Source organism: Streptomyces sp. OR43 (genome assembly GCF_008042275.1).
Taxonomy (GTDB): Bacteria; Actinomycetota; Actinomycetes; order Streptomycetales; family Streptomycetaceae; genus Streptomyces.
Genome location: NZ_RDBK01000008.1, coordinates 248,047 through 265,040, shown reverse-complemented (window position 1 = coordinate 265,040; position 16,994 = coordinate 248,047). Strand labels below are relative to the sequence as shown.

Annotated in this window: 14 protein-coding genes; 4 read left to right on the top strand and 10 right to left on the bottom strand. The window is 71.2% G+C overall.

From position 1 onward, the window contains the following. Positions 1–78: 78 nt before the first annotated feature. Positions 79–1,719 carry a solute symporter family protein gene (locus tag EAO72_RS05165; RefSeq protein WP_148015996.1) on the bottom strand — a complete coding sequence of 547 codons (1,641 nt, stop codon included), beginning with the start codon at positions 1,717–1,719 and terminating at the stop codon, positions 79–81. Then, positions 1,716–2,081 carry a DUF485 domain-containing protein gene (locus EAO72_RS05160; RefSeq protein WP_148015995.1) on the bottom strand — a complete coding sequence of 122 codons (366 nt, stop codon included), beginning with the start codon at positions 2,079–2,081 and terminating at the stop codon, positions 1,716–1,718. Before EAO72_RS05160 ends, EAO72_RS05165 begins: the two co-directional genes overlap by 4 nt. A 289-nt stretch (positions 2,082–2,370) precedes the next feature. On the opposite strand from EAO72_RS05160, the gene EAO72_RS05155 reads away from it, so the two are divergent. Beyond that, complete coding sequence (locus EAO72_RS05155; RefSeq protein WP_148015994.1) at positions 2,371–3,906, top strand: S8 family peptidase; 1,536 nt, start codon at positions 2,371–2,373, stop codon at positions 3,904–3,906. Positions 3,907–3,983: 77 nt separating this feature from the next. After that, positions 3,984–5,402 (top strand): CoA transferase, encoded by a 1,419-nt coding sequence (locus EAO72_RS05150; protein ID WP_148015993.1) that lies wholly within the window; start codon positions 3,984–3,986, stop codon positions 5,400–5,402. Here the strand turns inward: EAO72_RS05150 and EAO72_RS05145 are convergent. Genes EAO72_RS05145 through EAO72_RS05135 form a run of 3 tightly spaced genes read right to left on the bottom strand, consistent with a single transcriptional unit; the run spans position 5,392 to position 8,024 of the window. After that, positions 5,392–6,435: a zinc-dependent alcohol dehydrogenase family protein gene (locus EAO72_RS05145; protein ID WP_148015992.1), complete on the bottom strand. Its 1,044-nt coding sequence runs from the start codon at positions 6,433–6,435 to the stop codon at positions 5,392–5,394. The genes EAO72_RS05150 and EAO72_RS05145 overlap by 11 nt on opposite strands. 21 nt (positions 6,436–6,456) lie before the next feature. Further along, positions 6,457–7,146 carry a lysoplasmalogenase gene (locus EAO72_RS05140; RefSeq protein ID WP_148015991.1) on the bottom strand — a complete coding sequence of 230 codons (690 nt, stop codon included), beginning with the start codon at positions 7,144–7,146 and terminating at the stop codon, positions 6,457–6,459. Next, positions 7,143–8,024: a sterol desaturase family protein gene (locus EAO72_RS05135; RefSeq protein WP_148015990.1), complete on the bottom strand. Its 882-nt coding sequence runs from the start codon at positions 8,022–8,024 to the stop codon at positions 7,143–7,145. The genes EAO72_RS05140 and EAO72_RS05135 overlap by 4 nt, the downstream gene beginning before the upstream one ends. A gap of 148 nt (positions 8,025–8,172) precedes the next feature. Here EAO72_RS05135 and EAO72_RS05130 point away from each other — a divergent pair, with 148 nt between their 5' ends. Further along, a complete protein-coding gene (locus tag EAO72_RS05130; protein WP_261991330.1) occupies positions 8,173–11,271 on the top strand; it encodes an NACHT domain-containing protein in 3,099 nt (1,032 codons plus the stop codon). A gap of 10 nt (positions 11,272–11,281) precedes the next feature. Here EAO72_RS05130 and EAO72_RS05125 read toward each other — a convergent pair whose 3' ends face one another. The 5 genes from EAO72_RS05125 to EAO72_RS05105 are packed head-to-tail and all read right to left on the bottom strand — an operon-like array spanning position 11,282 to position 16,223. Continuing rightward, positions 11,282–11,995 (bottom strand): VIT1/CCC1 transporter family protein, encoded by a 714-nt coding sequence (locus EAO72_RS05125; RefSeq protein ID WP_148015989.1) that lies wholly within the window; start codon positions 11,993–11,995, stop codon positions 11,282–11,284. Positions 11,996–12,020: 25 nt separating this feature from the next. Beyond that, positions 12,021–13,247, bottom strand: coding sequence for an amidohydrolase family protein (locus EAO72_RS05120; protein ID WP_148015988.1), 1,227 nt, complete (start codon positions 13,245–13,247; stop codon positions 12,021–12,023). Next, the gene (locus EAO72_RS05115) at positions 13,244–14,524 is read right to left on the bottom strand and encodes an amidohydrolase family protein (protein ID WP_148015987.1); all 1,281 of its coding nucleotides are present in this window, start codon (positions 14,522–14,524) and stop codon (positions 13,244–13,246) included. The genes EAO72_RS05120 and EAO72_RS05115 overlap by 4 nt, the downstream gene beginning before the upstream one ends. Positions 14,525–14,541: 17 nt before the next feature. After that, complete coding sequence (locus EAO72_RS05110; RefSeq protein ID WP_148015986.1) at positions 14,542–15,426, bottom strand: SDR family NAD(P)-dependent oxidoreductase; 885 nt, start codon at positions 15,424–15,426, stop codon at positions 14,542–14,544. Continuing rightward, complete coding sequence (locus tag EAO72_RS05105) at positions 15,423–16,223, bottom strand: acetoacetate decarboxylase family protein (protein WP_148015985.1); 801 nt, start codon at positions 16,221–16,223, stop codon at positions 15,423–15,425. The genes EAO72_RS05110 and EAO72_RS05105 overlap by 4 nt, the downstream gene beginning before the upstream one ends. 112 nt (positions 16,224–16,335) lie before the next feature. Here EAO72_RS05105 and EAO72_RS05100 point away from each other — a divergent pair, with 112 nt between their 5' ends. Continuing rightward, on the top strand, positions 16,336–16,980 hold the full coding sequence (locus EAO72_RS05100) for a TetR/AcrR family transcriptional regulator (RefSeq protein WP_148015984.1): 645 nt from the start codon (positions 16,336–16,338) through the stop codon (positions 16,978–16,980). Positions 16,981–16,994: the final 14 nt, after the last annotated feature.

Below are 16,994 nucleotides of genomic sequence, written 5' to 3'. Positions count from 1 at the left end.
TAGGACTCTACGACGCGGCCGCGGGAAGGAAGGGTCCTGGAACCGCTTCCCTGGATGAACGTGTGTGAATTCCTGCTCTCAGTGGGCCCCGATGCCGGTGAGGGACTTGACCTCCAGCTCGGCGTACTTGCCCTTGTCCGGCTCCTCCTTGGACAGCAGGGAGCCGATCCAGCCGAGCAGGAAGCCCAGCGGGATGGAGATGAGGCCCGGGTTCTCCAGCGGGAACCAGGCGAAGTCGACGCCCTTGAACATCGAGGTCTTCGCGTTCCCGGAGACGACCGGCGAGAACAGCACCAGGATCACCGAGCTGGCCAGGCCGCCGTAGATCGACCACAGCGCGCCCTGGGTGGTGAACCGCTTCCAGAAGAGGCTGTAGAGGAGCGTCGGCAGGTTGGCCGACGCGGCGACGGCGAAGGCGAGCGCCACCAGGCCGGCGACGTTCATGTCGCGGGCGAAGGCGCCCAGGACGATCGCGGCGGCGCCGATGAAGACGGTGGCCCAGCGGGCGGCCCTCATCTCCTCCTTCTCGGTGGCCTTTCCCTTGCGGATGACGTTGGCGTAGATGTCGTGGGCGAAGGACGACGAGGAGGCGAGGGTGAGTCCCGCGACGACGGCGAGGATGGTGGCGAAGGCGACGGCGGAGATGACGGCGAGCATGACGGCGCCGCCGGTGGTGCCGACCCCGCCGAGGTACTCGGCGAGCTGCGGGGCCGCCGCGTTGCCTGCCGGGTTCTTCGCCTTGATCTCGTCCGGGCCGATGAGGGCCGCGGCGCCGAAGCCGAGCGCGATCGTCATCAGGTAGAAGGCGCCGATGATGCCGATGGCCCAGTTGACCGACTTACGGGCGGCCTTGGCCGTGGGCACCGTGTAGAAGCGGATCAGGATGTGCGGCAGCCCGGCGGTGCCCAGCACCAGGGCGATGCCGAGGGAGAGGAAGTCCAGCTTCGAGGTTCCCGTGGCCCCGTACTTGAGTCCGGGCTCCAGGAACGAGGCGCCGTGGCCGCTCTTCTCGGCGGCGGTGCCCAGCAGGTCGGAGACGTTGAAGTCGAACTTCCACAGCACCATGAAGGTCATCAGGATGGCGCCCGCGATGAGGAGCACGGCCTTGACCATCTGCACCCAGGTGGTGCCCTTCATGCCGCCGATGGTGACGTAGACGATCATCAGTACGCCGACCAGCGCAACGATGAGGATCTTTCCGGCGTCGCTCGTGATTCCGAGGAGCAGCGAGACCAGAACTCCCGCTCCTGCCATCTGTGCCAGCAGGTAGAAGATCGACACGATGATGGTGGAGACACCCGCGGCGGTACGGACCGGGCGCTGGCGCATCCGGTAGGCGAGGACGTCGCCCATGGTGTAGCGGCCGGAGTTGCGGAGCGGTTCGGCGACCAGCAGCAGCGCCACCAGCCAGGCGACGAGGAAGCCGATCGAGTAGAGGAAGCCGTCGTAGCCGAAGAGGGCGATGGCTCCGGCGATGCCGAGGAACGAGGCGGCGGACATGTAGTCGCCGGAGACCGCGAGGCCGTTCTGGAAGGCGGTGAACTGGCGGCCGCCCGCGTAGAAGTCGGAGGCGCTCTTGGTCTGGCGGCCGGCCCAGACGGTGATGCCGAGGGTCGCGGCGACGAAGACGGCGAAGAGGGAGATGATCAGCGGCCGGTGCTCGCTGGTCGACGAGGCGGCGAGCGTCACGACGGTGTGGGAGTGGTACGCGGCGCTCATGCGTCGGCCTCCATACGGGACTTGATGGCCTCGGCCTTCGGGTCGAGCTTCGCGTTGGCGTGCCGCGAGTAGAACCAGGCGATGAGGAAGGTGGTGAGGAACTGGGCGAGGCCGAAGACGAAGGCCACGTTGAAGTTGCTGTACACCTTGGTGCCCATGAAGCCGCCGGCGTAGTTGGAGAGCAGCACGTACAGCAGGTACCAGAGGACGAAGGCGATGGTCAGCGGAAAGGCGAACGAGCGGTACGAGCGGCGGAGTTCGCCGAATTCCTGGCTCGCCTGCTCCGCGACGAACGCCTCGGTCGTGGGCTGGGCGGGGCCGGTCTCCGTACTGCCCTCGGGCGGCGGTGCATCGGTAGCCACGGAATCTCCTCGCGACGCGGGTGCGGTGGTGGTGGGGACGGTGGATTTCACTGGGGACCTCGGTATCGGGGAGTGATGTACGCCTCCCCTGACAACGGCACGCAGCGCGCGGCGAAGCGGTTCACCTCGGTTTCCGCCGTCTTCGTGTCACCCCTTCGGACGCTCCGGCCGGAATCGGTTCTCTCGAACTCATTGATGAGCCGGGATGATCAGCGATAGCTTCACTCGTCATGTACGCGACTGGACACACCGCGTGTCCGTCGACTGACACGGATGAAGTGGAGACCCCATGGCTCATCTGGGATCCAGACGGAAGCGTGCACTGACGCTGCCTGTCGGATTGGCCCTCACCGCATCGCTCGGCTTCCTGCCGACGGGCACCGCCTCCGCCGCCCCGGCGCAGGAGACGCCCTCGGCGGCGGTGTCGACGGACGGACCGAAGCTGTCGTACGTGGTCAACACCCGCGGCGGTCACGGCACCGTCAAGCAGGTGAGCAAGGCCATCGAGCGGGCCGGCGGCACGGTGGTGATCGCCTACGACCGGATCGGGGTCATCGTCGCCCACTCGTCCAACCCGCAGTTCGCGCAGTCGATGCGCCGCGTCAGGGGCGTCGACTCGGCGGGCGCCACCCGTACCAACCCGATCGTTCCGCAGGCCACGAAGGACATCGGGGTCGATCAGCCGCTGACCGCGCAGCAGGAGGCGGCCGCGGCGGCGCGGGCCACGGCGGGTCAGGACCCCATGGAGCCCCTGCAGTGGGACTTGCCCGCCATCAAGGCGGACAAGGCGCACGAGAGGTCGCTGGGCAGTTCCAGGGTCACGGTCGCGGTCATCGACACGGGTGTCGACGACACCCACCCGGACCTCGCCCCGAACTTCGACCGCCGCGGCTCGGCGGACTGTGTGTCCGGCGCACCGGACACCACGGACGGCTCCTGGCGCCCGAAGACCGGTGAGAGCGACCACGGCACGCATGTCGCGGGGACCATCGCCGCCGCGAAGAACGGCATCGGGGTGACCGGAGTCGCGCCGGGCGTGAAGGTCTCCGGTATCAAGGTGGGCAACCCGGACGGCTTCTTCTACACCGAGGCCGTCGTCTGCGGGTTCATGTGGGCTGCGGACCACGGCGCCGATGTCACGAACAACAGCTACTACACCGACCCGTGGCTGTTCAACTGCAAGGACGACCCGGACCAGGGCGCGCTGGTCGAGGCCGTCGCCCGGGCCACGCGGTACGCCGAGGGCAAGGGCACGGTCAACGTCGCAGCGGCGGGCAACGCGGCCGAGGATCTCGCGGCCGACACGATCGAGGACGTGACGAGCCCCAACGACACCACGCCGGTCACCCGGACCATCGACCCGAAGGTGTGCCTCGACATCCCGACGATGCTGCCGGGGGTCGTGACGGTCTCGGCGACGGGCGCGAAGGGCCTGAAGGCCTCGTACTCGAACTACGGGAACGGCGTCATCGACGTGGCCGCGCCGGGCGGGGACTCGACGGCCTACCAGACGCCCGAGCCGCCGGCGACCAGCGGTCTGATCCTGTCCACGCTGCCCGGCGGGAAGTACGGCTACAAGGCCGGTACGTCGATGGCCTCCCCGCACGTCGCGGGCGTCGTGGCCCTGATCAAGTCGACGCACCCGTACGCGTCGGCCGCCGCGGTCAAGGCCCTGCTGACGCTCGAGGCCGACGCCACGGCGTGCGGTGACCCGTACGACATCAACGGCGACGGCAAGATCGACGCGGTCTGCGAGGGCGGCAAGAACCGCAACGGCTTCTACGGGGCCGGAGTGGTGGACGCGCTCGACGCGGTGCGCTGGTAGCGGCGACGCGAGGGGCCGGCACGTGCACGTGTGCCGGCCCCTGTCCTACGTATGGCACCCAGTGCCATAGTGCGGGGATGACGCGCATCTCCGCCTCCGCCACCGGGCAGGCCTGGGCCGCCCTCGGCGGCGACCCCGTACTGCTCTCCCGGATCGAGACACAAGGACCGGCCGGACTGCTTGCCGCCCGGCTGCCCGTGCGGGAGCTGGCCCGCGCCGCGGTCGGGGTCTGTTCGCTGGCCGCCGCCGAGCTTGCGGCGCGCCGCACCGGCGGACCCGTGCCCCGGGTCCGGATCGACGACGGCGCGGTGGCCACCGCGTTCGTCAGCGAGCGCCATCTGCGGATCGACGGCCGCGCCCCGGCCGGTTTCGCCCCGCTCTCCCGGTTCTGGCGCACGGCCGACGGCTGGGTCCGTACGCACGCCAACTACCCGCACCACCGGGCCCGGTTGCTGGGCACGCTGGGCCTGCCCGCGGACACCGCCGACGGCCTGGCCGTGGATGCCGTGGCCGCGTCCTTCGCCGGGCGGCGGGCGGCCGAGATCGAGCAGACGGTGTACGCGGCGGGTGCGCTGGCCGTGGCCGCCAGGACCCCGGGGGAATGGGCCGCCGACCCGCGCCGTGCCGCGCTCTCCGGCGTGCCGCTGGTGGAGCGGGAGCGGCTGGACGACGCCCCGGTACGCCGGACGGCCGGCCTCGCGGGCACACCGCTGCGGCCCGCCGCCGGACTGCGCGTCCTGGACCTCACCCGGGTCACCGCGGGCCCGGTCGCCACCCGTACGCTCGCGCTGCTCGGCGCCGACGTCCTGCGGATCGACGCCCCGCAGCTGCCGGAGAGCCAGGAGGCGCACAACGACACGGGGTTCGGGAAGCGGTCGGTGGACATCGACCTGGCGAGCGGGGCCGGCCGCGAGGTATTCGACGGACTGCTGGCCGGGGCGGACGTGGTCGTCACCGGATACCGGCCCGGTGCGCTCGACGGGTTCGGCCTCGCACCGCAGTCGCTCGCCGCGCGCAGGCCGGGTCTGGTGATCGCGCGGCTGTCGGCCTGGGGAAAGGGCCCCTGGGCCGGCCGCCGCGGCTTCGACAGCGTGGTGCAGGCCGCCACCGGCATCGCCGTGACCGAGGCCGGACCGGGAGGGCCCGACGGTCCTCCGGGTGCGCTGCCCGCCCAGGCGCTGGACCACGGCACCGGCTATCTGCTGGCCGCGGCGGTGCTCCGGGCGTTGACCGAGCAGCACGACGAGGGCGGTTCGCGGCTGGCCACCTTCTCGCTCGCCCGAACCGCGCTCTGGCTGACCGACGAGATCCCGGCCGCGCCGGAACCCGCGGCGCCCGGGGACCATGACCCGCGGAAGTGGCTCACCGAGACCGACAGCCCGCTGGGACGCCTGCGCCACGCGTGTTCGCCGGTCGCCTTCGACGGGGCGCCCGCCGGCTGGTCGCGCCCGCCCGGACCGCTGGGGACGGACGCGGCCGTCTGGCTCACGGCTTGATGAGAACCTTCAGCGCCGTGCGCTCGTCCATCGCCTTGTAGCCGGCCGGTACCTCGTCGAGGCCGACCGTCAGGTCGAAGACGGGCGACGGGTCGATGGTGCCGGACAGCACGTCGGGGAGGAGTTCCGGAATGTACGTCCGTACGGGGGCGACGCCGCCGCGCAGGGCGATGTTCCGGTCGAACATGATGCCGAGGTCCAGTCCGGTTCCGCTGCCGTGCGGCACTCCGACGTAGCCGATCGAGCCGCCGTCGCGGGTGATGCCGACGGCGGTTCGCATCGACTGCTCGGTGCCGACGGCCTCGATGACCGCCTGGGCGCCCTCGCCGCCGAGCAGTTCCCGTACCGCCTCGACGGCCGCGTCGCCGCGTTCGGCGACGACGTCCGTGGCGCCGAAGTCGCGGGCGATGTCCGTGCGTACCCGGTGGCGGCCGAGCGCGATGATCCGCTCGGCGCCGAGCCGCTTGGCGGCCATGACGCCGCACAGGCCGACGGCGCCGTCACCGACGACGGCGACCGTGGAGCCCCGCTTCACACCGGCGCCGACCGCGGCGTGGTGGCCGGTGCCGAGGACGTCGGAGAGGGCCAGGAGCGCGGTGAGCAGGTGGTCGTCGGAGGCCGCGGCGGCGGGGAGCTTGACCAGCGTGCCGTCGGCGAACGGAACGCGCACGGCCTCGCCCTGCCCGCCGTCGGAGCCGACCGAGCCCCAGAAGCCGCCCTGCGGGCAGGAGGTGGTCAGCCCTTCGGCGCAGTAGGCGCAGGTGCCGTCGGACCAGACGAAGGGCGCGACGACGAGGTCACCGACGGCGAAGCCGTTGACCTCGGAGCCCGCCTCCTCGACGATTCCCAGGAACTCGTGGCCGATGCGCTGGCCGGGCTGCCGGGCGGACTCACCGCGGTAGGCCCACAGGTCGCTGCCGCAGATGCAGGCCCGCAGGACCCGCAGCACCACGTCGGTGGGCTGCTGGATCACCGGGTCCGGGACCTCCTGCACGCGGATGTCGTGGGGTGCGTGGATGACGGTGGCGCGCATGCGTGGGGGTCCTTGCTGATCTCAGATGCTGATACTCCGCTCACGGTACGCCCCGAGGAGCGCACCGGCCCCTCTCGCCCCGGGCGCGAGCACGCCCAGGGTCAGCAGGAACTGCGCGGCGACATAGGTGAGCATGACCCAGAAGCCGGGGGCGGGCGGCTGCGGCCAGTCGGCGATGCCGGTGGCGATCAGTGCGTCGGAGAGCAGGAAGAGCGCGCCTCCGGTGGCCGCGTACCGGCCGAGGACGCCGGAGCGGTAGGCCATGGTGGTCAGCAGCAGGCTGTAGCCGGCCATCGGGACCCGCAGCCCGGCCGGCAGCCCGTCCCAGATCAGCACCACGAAGAGCGTCAGGACGGTCGCGTACCCGATTGCGGGAAGCAGCGCGCCCCGGGCGCGGCCGAAGAGCCGCAGGTAGCAGAGGTGTCCTGCCGCGAAGCCGCCCATCCCGACGAGGAAGGCGAGGTCGGCGTCGGCCAGCAGGAACACGTCCCCGATCCAGCCGCAGAGCAGGGCGGCGATCAGCAGCCGGGGCCCGCGCCGGGCGGCGGCGTACGCGGCGAGGAGCGGCATCAGCAGCGGCTTGGCGACGAGGTGGACGGGTCCGGTGTCGGTGAGGACCCCCACGAGGTCGGCCGCGCACGCGAGGAGGAAGGCGATGAGCAGGGGGCGTACGAGACGCTCCCGCCGGTCCGGGGACGGGCCGGCGCTCATCCGGTGCGTTCCCGCGCGGGGGCGGCCGTGACGCTGCCCACGGCCTCGGCGGGCTTCCAGCCGGGTCCGCGGAAGACCCGCCCGGCCCGCTCGCTCCAACTGCCCGCCGCGCGGACGTCGCGCGCGATGGCGGCGTACTCGTGGGTGGCGACCCGCAGCGGGTTGAACGTGTCGATGTTCTTCGTGAGCCCGAACACGGGCCGCTCCGTCTCCTTGGTGAAGGACCCGAACCACCGGTCCCACACGATCAGGATGCCGCCGAAGTTCCGGTCGAGGTAGCCGCCCTGGGAGGCGTGGTGCACCCGGTGGTGGGAGGGCGTGTTCAGGACGTACTCGACGGGCCGGGGCAGCTTGTCGATCCGCTCGGTGTGCACCCAGAACTGGTAGACGAGATTGACCGAGGAGCAGAAGGCCAGCGCCGCCGGGTGGACGCCGCAGGCGATCAGCGGGAGGTAGAACGGCCAGACGGTCAGTGAGGTCCAGGGCTGGCGCAGCGCGGTGGAGAGGTTGAACTTCCGGCTGGAGTGGTGGACCACGTGGCAGGCCCAGAGGATCCGGATGACGTGGTGCCCGCGGTGGGACCAGTAGTAGAAGAAGTCCTGCCCCAGCAGCATCAGCGGGACGGTCCACCACAGGAGGGGAATCCTGAGCGGGGTCAGTTCGTAGACCGCGGTGTAGATCGCGACGATGGGCACTTTCCACAGCAGGTCGAAGGCCAGACTGCCCAGCCCCATGGTGATGCTGGTGGTGGCGTCCTTCGCCTCGTAACCGGCGGCGTCCTCGTCGGGGTGGAAGTGGTGGAGCGCCATTTCCAGAACGGTGAGCAGGACGAAGGCCGGTATGGACCACAGCACTACATCGGGCAGGTTCGTCGGCATGCCTGCACCGTAGAGCCGCAGGTCGGCCCCCGACTAGACGTTGTTACCAATAAGTATGCGAGACATGCTGTCAGCAGTCTTTGGCACCTTTCGACAGGGCGACCGTCGTACGATTCCTCCACGGAGTCCGACAGGGGGAGGAACTGCCGTGCAGGGTCTGGAAGTTGCACTAGTCCGGCTCGCGACGACGGTGGTCGGCACGGTGGCCCGGTCGCTGGTCTCGCCGAAGCCGGGCGCGGGCACGGTTCCGGACCCGGTGCGCCCGCTCCCGCGCCCGGCGAAGCCGGACCGGCTGGCGAAGGTGCTGGGCGGACGGCTGGAGGAGTCATACGCCGGACTGCCGGAACACGAGCGACTGGCCGCCGTGGACGCCGTACGGGACACCTTCGCGGCGGCAGGCGAGCTGACGGCGGAGCGGCTGTTCGCCGCTGACCTGGCCCCTGAGCGGCTGGCCGCCGGCCTGCCGGCGCCCCCGGCAGGCCTGTCGGAGCGGGCGGCCGGACTGTACAAGGAGTTGCTGAGCCGGTGCTGCGCGCACGTCGTGGAGCAGCTGACCGCGGAGCCGTCCTTCCCGGCACGGGCGGCGGTAGAGCAGGTCCGCGCGGCGGAGCGGACCCGGGAGCTGGTGGAGGACGTACGGGAACGGATCGGCCCACGCCCGGACGTGGTGGCCCTGGACTTCGAGCGGCGCTACACGGAGTTCATGGCGGCGACGCACAGCCGGATGGGGCTGTTCGGGCTGACGCTGGGGCGCTCGGCGGGTGAGTGGCCGCTGGAGACGGCCTACATCAGCCTGGCGGTGAGCTCCCAGGACAGCGGCCAGGAGTGGTGGGAGGTGCCGGCACCGGAGCGGGTGACGGTCAATGTGGAACAGGCCCTCGCGGAAACCGACCGGCTGCTGCTGCACGGGCCCGCCGGCTCGGGGAAAAGCACCCTGGTGCAGTGGCTGGCGGTGAACGCCGCCCGGCAGACCTTCGGCAGCGACCTGGCGGACTGGAACCGCTGCGTGCCGTTCGTCCTGCGGCTGCGCGCGTTCACGTCGGACGGGAAGCTGCCCGGCCCGGAGGACTTCCTGCGCGCGACGGGCGTCCCGCTGCACGGCGCGGAGCCGAACGGCTGGGCGGACCGGCTGTTGTCGCAGGGCCGGGCGCTGGTCCTGGTCGACGGGGTGGACGAGGTTCCCGCAAGGCTGCGCAACCACACCGAACGCTGGCTCAAAAACCTGATCGCGGCCTACCCGCAGGCTCGGTACGTGGTGACGACCCGGCCCTCCGCCGTCCCCGAGGGGTGGCTCGGGCAGCAGGGCTTCGTCACGCACTCGCTGCTGCCCATGGAGCGGGATGACATCCGCGCGTTCATCGAGCACTGGCACGACGCGGCCCGGCTGGAGTGCCCTTCCGGCGAGCGCGAGCAACTCGACCTGTACGAGGCTTCGTTACGCCGCGCGGTCGGCATGCGGCGCGATCTCGGCCGGCTGGCGACGAACCCGCTGATGTGCGCACTGCTGTGCGCGCTGAACCGGGACCGGCGCACTCAGCTGCCGCGCGCCCGCAAAGAGCTGTACGACGCCGCGCTGGACATGCTGCTGGTACGGCGGGACACGGAACGCGAGATCGTGAACGTCGAGGGGGTCGACCTCACCCGGGAGGAACAGACGGCCCTGCTCCAGCGGCTGGCGTACTGGCTGATCCGCAACGATCAGCTGGAGGTGGTGCGCGAGGAGGCGGTCGCCATGGTGGCGGAGTGGCTGCGGTCCATGCCCCAGGTCCGGGGCACGGCCGCTCAGGTGTTCTCGCATCTGCTGATCCGCACCGGACTGCTGCGCGAACCGGCTCCGGGAGCGGTGGACTTCGTGCACCGGACGTTCCTGGACTACCTGGGCGCGAAGGCGGCAGTGGAGGCGCGTGACTTCGGGGTACTGGTGCGCAACGCCCACGACGCCGGATGGGACGACGTGGTCCGGATGGCGGTCGGGCACGCACGGGTGGACGAACGGGCCCTGCTCCTGAACAAGTTGCTGCACCGTTCCGAGGAAGAGCCCGAACACCGGCACCGCCTCGTGCTCCTGGCTGCCGCGAGCCTGGACCACGCCCCGGAACTCCGTCCCGATGTGCGCTCCGAGATTCAGGCGCGGACGGAGGAACTGCTGCCGCCGCTGCGTATCGAGGACGCCGACGAACTCGCCAAGGCGGGTGAGCTGGTGCTGGACCTGCTGCCGAGGCCCGGCACCCTGAGCGAGGGCACTGCGGCCGCGATCGTACGGACGGCGTCACTGATCGGGGGAGACGCCGCGTTCCAGGTGCTGACGGGGTTCCGAGAGGACGAGCGACCCGAGGTGTCCCGCCAACTGGCCGAGGGGTGGGGCGGTTTCGCGGCCGATGAATACGCCCGAGAGGTGCTCTCCGCCAACTCCTGGACCACGTCGTATCTGTACGTAAGAACGGCGGATCAGCTCGACGCTCTGCGTCACACGCGCGGGGCCCGCCAGATCCATGTGAGCGGTGGCCATCCCGATCTCCTCCCCCTGCTGTGGCTGGACGCCCCGGAAGCACTCTTCCTGTACGACAACCATCGGTTGACGAACCTCTCCGTCCTGGCCTCCATGCCCTCGTTGACCGACGTGGGGCTGAGCCTCTGTCCCCGGATACGTGACCTGAGCCCGCTGGCCACCCCGGGACTGAGGAGCCTCCTGCTGTACGAGATCGACCCCGGCGTGTCCCTCGATCCGCTGCGCGACATGACGGGGCTCAGAGACTTCACCGCACAGCACCCTCTGCTCATCGATGACGTTGACGAACTGCCCATCGGACCTCAGCTCGTCAACCTGTCACTCTCTCGTCAGWCCCGGTACGTGAGCCTCTACGGCATCGAGCGATGGCCGAGCCTGGACTCACTGACGGTCGGGGGCCGGACGCAGCTCAGCCAGCTGGAACGTCACCCGTCCCTCTCCGCACTCACAGGACTGGGAGTACACGAGGTCGACCACTTCGACCCCCGGTCGATCGCCACCCTCACCGGCTTGCAGCGGCTCTTCCTGTTCCGCTGCGGGGCCGTCGGCGATCTGGCTTTCCTGGACGGACTGCCCGACCTCACATCGCTCCGGCTGAGCAACTGCGCCGAGGACGCTCCCCCCATTGATCTGAGACCGCTGGCCCGCGTCGAGCGCCTCACCGTCACCCTGCTGGGCGGCACGCGGACCATCGGGCACGAACTCTTCCCGCCCGAACGGATCGTGCGCCTGCACTGAGAAACATGTCCTACACCCCCGCCGCCCCCAGCAGCTCTCCCGCCACATACGTCACGGCCATCGCCACCGCTCCCCCGCCCATGTTCCGCAGCACCGCCGGGCCCGCCTTCGCATCGCCCAGCCGGGCGCTCCACCAGCCCGTCAGGGCCAGGGCGGCGAGGACCGACAGCACCGTCACCAGAAGGCGCGCCGACGCGGGAGGCAGCACGATCGCCAGCAGGGGCAGCAGCGCGCCCACCGTGAACGCGAGGAAGCTGGCGCCTGCCGCGTGCCAGGGGTTCGTCAGGCCGTCCGGGTCGATGCCCAGCTCGACCTCGGCGTGGGCGCGCAGCGCGTCGCGTGCGGTGAGCTGGACGGCGGCCTCGCGAGCCACTTCGTGGCTCAGGCCCTTGCCCTGCAACAGACCGGTGAGTTCGATGAGTTCCGCCTCGGGGGCCTCCTGGAGCTCGCGCCTCTCCGTCGCCAGCGCGGCCTTCTCCGAATCGCGCTGGGTGGAGACCGAGACGTACTCGCCCGCCGCCATCGACATGGACCCGGCCAGCAGCCCGGCCAGGCCCGCCGTCAGCAGCGTGCCGCGGTCGCCGGTTGCCCCGGCAACGCCCACGACGAGGCCCGCGGTGGAGACCACACCGTCGTTGGCCCCGAGGACCGCGGCACGCAGCCAGTTCAGCCGCGCGCCGAGGCCGGTGCCGTGCGGTTCGTCGTGTGCCGGGGTATCCGTCATCCGGGGATGGTCTCACCCCGCGGTGTCACCAGACGCGTACCGACCCGCCCGGCGCGAAGGCGGGGCTGGTCGCGTCCGCCGGGACCTCCTTCAGCGGTTCGGCGATCTCCGCGACCGTCGGGCCGACGGTCGCGGCGATCCTGTCCAGCGCGGGCAGGTCGAACCCGTAGACGCGGGCCGCGTTGCCCCCGGTCATGGCGGCGATCTCCGCGGGCGGCAGTCCCGCGTACGCGATCCGCAGGCCCTCCCGTGAGTACGGGGCGGTGCCCTCGTCGTGCGGGTAGTCGCTGCCCCACATGATCTTGTCGAGGCCGATCCGGTCGCGCAGCGGCACCTCGTGCGGGCGCATGAAGCTGGCGCCGACGAAGCAGTTGTCACGCCAGACCTCGCTGGGAGGCGCGCCCATGGAAGCGGCGAGTCCGGCACCGAACTTGGACTCGGCGGTGGCCGCGCGGGTCGCCGCCGCGACCAGCCGGCCGTGGTAGTAGTCGAGCATCTCCACGATGCCCGGGATCCAGCCGGAGCCCTGTTCGGTGAGGACCAGTTTCAGGGCGGGGTGGCGGCGGAAGGCACCGCCGAAGATCAGGTGCCACAGCGCCCGGTGCGAGAACCACGTGGTTTCCACCATGAACACCGCGCGCGCGGCCGGCTCCTCGCCGAGCGGCGGGGAGGCGGAGCCGCCGTGGTGGTTGACGGGGACGTCCAGCTCCGCGCAGACCGCCCAGAGCGGGTCGTACGAAGCGGAGTACAGCTCCGGGAGGCCGGAGCCGGGCGGGGTGCCGGGCAGCAGGATGCCGCCGGTGAGGCCCGCCTCCTTGGTCCGCCGGACCTCGCGCGCCGCCTCGGCCGGGTCGTTGAGGAGGATCTGGGCGACGCCCGCGCGCCGGCCGGGTGCGGCGGCGCAGAAGTCGGCGAGCCAGCGGTTGTGGGCGCGGAGGCCCGCCCAGCGCTGTTCGTACTCCTGCCGGGAGGGCGCGGGCGCCATCAGGGAGGCGGAGGGGAAGAAGGGCGGGATGGTGTTGGGGAAGACGACCTCGGCGACGATGCCGTCGGCCTCCAGTTCGGCGAGGCGGCGGTCGGAGTTCCAGTTGCGGTCGGCGGTGTCGGCGACGAGGTCCTCGTACGGGTTGACGTAGGCCGCCGCCCAGGCGTCGAAGTCGTCGTGGTGCTTCGACTCCAGGTACGGCTTGTAGTCGAGGAGGTCGGCGCCGGCGTGGCAGTCCGCGGAGATGACGGTGTAGCGGTCCGTCATGACGCCCCCAGGACAGGGAAGTCGTGGTCGGTCAGCCAGTGGCGGCCTACCTCGCGCGAGCGGGCCCAGGACGCCTCGACCGGGGCCTGGTCGGCGCTCTGGCCCAGGTCGGCGGGGGTCGGACCGATGCGTGCGGCGATGGGGGCGAGCTCGGCCGTGTCGAAGCCGAACACCTCGGCGGCCGCGAGGCCCAGCATCACGCGGGTCTCGGCGACGGGGATGTCGTGGAAGGTGTTGCGCAGCCAGTTCGCGGTGTTCGGCCAGGTGCCCTCGGGGTGCGGGAAGTCGCTGCCCCACAGGATGTTGCCGACACCGATCTCGTACCGCTGGGCGAGCTCGCGGCGCTTGGTGTTGGTGGCGCAGACGAACACCTGCCGGTCGAGGTACTCGTGCGGTGGACGCTTCAGTTCGGCGAACGGGGAGAGCTTCTTGCCGCCGTGGGCGCCGAGGTAGAGCCGGTCCATGAACCACAGGAGGTTCGGCAGCCACCAGCAGCCGGACTCGGCGACGCCGAACTTCAGCCCGGGATGCCGTTCGAAGGCGCCCGACCAGAGGAGGAACCAGAGCGGGCGGGACGGCCACCAGGTGACCTCGGAGACGTAGATCCCGAGGTGGTCGCCGTACTCGTGGCGCGGGGCCGCGCCGGAGTGGGTGACGACCGGCATCCCGGTCTCGGCGGCGGCCGCCCACACGGGGTCGTAACGGCGGTCGTGGTACGGCGCCTTGTCCACCCACATCGAGGGGATCATCAGGGCGCCGAGGCCCGACTCCTTCGCCCGGTGGATCTCGGCGACGACCCGGTCGGTCTCACCGGTGACGGGCAGCAGGGCGACACCGCAGTGGCGTTCGGGGTGCTGTGAGACGAACTCGGCGAGCCAGCGGTTGTGGGCCTGCGCCCCGGCCATGCCCAGTTCGGGGTCCTGGTCCCCGGACAGGCCGAGGCCGACCCCGAAGGGGGCCGCGGTGCGGCTGTCCACGGCGTCCGCGTCGGGGAAGACGACCTCGGCCGCCACGCCGTCGCCGTCGAGCTCCTTGAGGCGCTGCGCCGCGTCCCAGCCGCCCCTGAGCCCTTCCTCGTTGTCGTGGAACCACTTGTCGGCGAAGGCCTCGTTGCGTACGCCGAGGCGGGTCATCTCCTCGCGGCGGCGGTCACGGCCGGCCAGGAAGTCGTCGAACTCGCGGTGGAAGCGGCTGTCCAGGTAGGGCCGGTACTCCTCGGTGGGAAGTCCGGCGTGGCAGTCGGAGGAGATGATCAGGTACGGGTCGTCGTCGGTCATCGCTGGGTCCTGTCCCCTCAGTCGAGTATGAAGTTCTCCAGGTAGGACGGGTTGGACCGCTCCAGCATCGACTGCGACCTGGCGCGGATCTGCCGGTCGCTGTGCTCGCTGTCGGGCAGCATCCAGAAGCGGTCGGCACGGATCCCGTCCACGACGGTGGCGGCCACGTCCTCCACGGGCGTGAACTCCACCTCGTGGCCGCCCGCCTTCATGGCCTTCTCCCACTGGTCGAGGCTGCGGTAGGGAGTCCTGCGCGGGCGTTCCTTGGCGTACCGTTCGGGCCGGTTGCGGTGCGACTCCCACAGTCCGGTGCGCAGCATGTGCGGGCCGGGGAAGAGGACCGAGGCGCCGACCGCCGCGTCCTCCGCCTTCAGGTGCGCGTACAGCGACTCCGTCATCGTGACGACGGCGGACTTGGTGACGGCGTACACGGACGCGGTGGGCAGCGGGGCGATCCCGCCGTCTCCGGACGAGGTGTTGACGACGTGGCCGGGGCCGCCGTCCGCGAGCATGCGCGGCAGGAAGGCCTGGATGCCGTGGAAGACGCCCCACACGTTGACGGCGAAGGCCCATTTCCAGTCGTTGGGCTCGTGCTCCCACATGCGGCCCTCGGCTCCGGAGCCGACCCCGGCGTTGTTGCACAGCACGTGCACGGCGCCGAAGGTGTCGTACGCGGCCCCGGCCAGTTCCTGTACGGAGTCGCGCTCGCTGACGTCGACGCGCCGGGCCAGCACCTGTGCGCCCTCCGCGCGCAGTTCACCGGCCGCCTTGTCGAGCGCGCCCTCCTCCACGTCGGCGAGGACGACCTTCAGTCCCTCGGCTGCGAACCTCCGGGCCATCGCGAGTCCGATGCCGCTCGCGGCGCCGGTGACGACGGCGACCTGACCCTCCTGAAGCCTCATCGGACACTCCCCTGCGGCGGGCCGTCGTGGATCTGCTGCGGGTCGTCGTAGCGCTGGTGGATGTACGGCAGGAGCGCGTCGGCGCTCACCCGTTCGACGGCCCGGCCCTGCTGGTCGCTGGTCTTCTCGCCGATGGTGATGTCGAGGACGCGCAGGACGGGGAGGTCGGCGACCGGGTCGTACATGGACTCGCGCAGCACCACGTCGCCGGTGATCCGCTCCAGCCGGCGGACCTTCTCGTGGCGGGTGCAGTGGATCAGGACGGGGTCGGCGTCGAAGCCCTCGCCGTCCACCGCGGGCAGGAACTTGAAGTAGAAGTCGAGCTTGGTGGCCGGTGCGGGCAGCGGGAGCGGTTCGCCGACCGCGCCGCGGATCTCGACGAAGGCGATGCCGTGGCGGGCGAGCGAGGCGTGCACGACGAGTCCTTCGCGCTCCACGCTCACCTCGCCGAGCTTCTTCGGCTCGCCGAACACCTCGCGGCCGCCGGTCAGGGCCCGTTCGTGGGTCATCGGCATGACCAGCGGGTACCAGCCCTCGTGCCCGTCGTGGACGGCGGCGACGGCGACGGAGCCCGCGCCCAGCGGGTAGCCGGGCAGATCGACCTTGCTGATGTTCGCCCGGACGAGCGGGCGGGCCGAGGGTTTCAGGGGCGGTGGGAGGACGGCGGCCACCGCGTCCGGGTCGCTCTCCCAGACGGCGGCGACGCCGGTGGACCAGATGTCGGGAAGCCGGGAGCGGGCCTCGCGGGCCTGGGCGATCTCGGCCTCGGTGCGCGCGCCGTACCGTACACGTGCCATGCGGTGCCACCCTTCTCGGTTGTCCGCGCCGGGTTCTGTAACACAGTTACACCGGAGCCCGTGAAGGGTAAATAGCCGTGCGTGTAACGGAGTTCTGGAGACCGGAGGAGCTGTGGCTCGATCGTCGCTGACCCGTGAGGAGGTCCTCGCGGCCGCTGCGGGACTCGTACGGCAGCACGGTCCGCCGGCCCTCACCATGCGCAGACTGGCCGCCGAACTGGGCACCGCCGTCACGTCGATCTACTGGCACGTCGGCAACCGCGAGTCGCTGCTGGACGCCCTGGTCGAGCGCACCGTCCAGGAGATGGGCACCCTGCGTCCCACCGGCCGCACCCCGGCGACCAGGATCGTCTCCGTGGCCCGGGGGCTGCGCCGCGAGCTGCGGGCCCGGCCGCATCTGATCGCGATGGTCCACGAACGGGGACTGACGGAACGCATGTTCCTGCCGGCCCAGCGGGCGCTCGCCCATGAGGTACATGCCGCCGGGCTGCGCGGCGCCCGGGCGGCGGCCGCGGTACGGGCGGTGCAGTTCCACACCGTCGGCTTCCTGCTCGTCGAGCGCAACCGGGAACGGTCGCCCGTGCAGTCGCCCGCCGAGGGCGATCTGTGGAGCGCGTCGACGGAGGACGGCGACCCGGCACTGGCCCGGGCACTGGCCCGGCCGGCCGACCAGGAACGGCTGTTCGTCACGTCCCTGCGGGCTCTGGTGGACGGGTTGCTCATCGGCGGCAGGCCCTCGGGGGTGACGGCCGAATAGGGGACTGTCGGTGT

What these genes read in the sequence shown, in the direction of transcription:
- EAO72_RS05165 (WP_148015996.1), bottom strand. Translation starts at nt 1,719, where the DNA reads ATGAGCGCCGCGTACCACTCCCACACCGTCGTGACGCTCGCCGCCTCG.
- EAO72_RS05155 (WP_148015994.1), top strand. Translation starts at nt 2,371, where the DNA reads ATGGCTCATCTGGGATCCAGACGGAAGCGTGCACTGACGCTGCCTGTC.
- EAO72_RS05150 (WP_148015993.1), top strand. Translation starts at nt 3,984, where the DNA reads ATGACGCGCATCTCCGCCTCCGCCACCGGGCAGGCCTGGGCCGCCCTC.
- EAO72_RS05145 (WP_148015992.1), bottom strand. Translation starts at nt 6,435, where the DNA reads ATGCGCGCCACCGTCATCCACGCACCCCACGACATCCGCGTGCAGGAG.
- EAO72_RS05140 (WP_148015991.1), bottom strand. Translation starts at nt 7,146, where the DNA reads ATGAGCGCCGGCCCGTCCCCGGACCGGCGGGAGCGTCTCGTACGCCCC.
- EAO72_RS05135 (WP_148015990.1), bottom strand. Translation starts at nt 8,024, where the DNA reads ATGCCGACGAACCTGCCCGATGTAGTGCTGTGGTCCATACCGGCCTTC.
- EAO72_RS05125 (WP_148015989.1), bottom strand. Translation starts at nt 11,995, where the DNA reads ATGACGGATACCCCGGCACACGACGAACCGCACGGCACCGGCCTCGGC.
- EAO72_RS05120 (WP_148015988.1), bottom strand. Translation starts at nt 13,247, where the DNA reads ATGACGGACCGCTACACCGTCATCTCCGCGGACTGCCACGCCGGCGCC.
- EAO72_RS05115 (WP_148015987.1), bottom strand. Translation starts at nt 14,524, where the DNA reads ATGACCGACGACGACCCGTACCTGATCATCTCCTCCGACTGCCACGCC.
- EAO72_RS05110 (WP_148015986.1), bottom strand. Translation starts at nt 15,426, where the DNA reads ATGAGGCTTCAGGAGGGTCAGGTCGCCGTCGTCACCGGCGCCGCGAGC.
- EAO72_RS05105 (WP_148015985.1), bottom strand. Translation starts at nt 16,223, where the DNA reads ATGGCACGTGTACGGTACGGCGCGCGCACCGAGGCCGAGATCGCCCAG.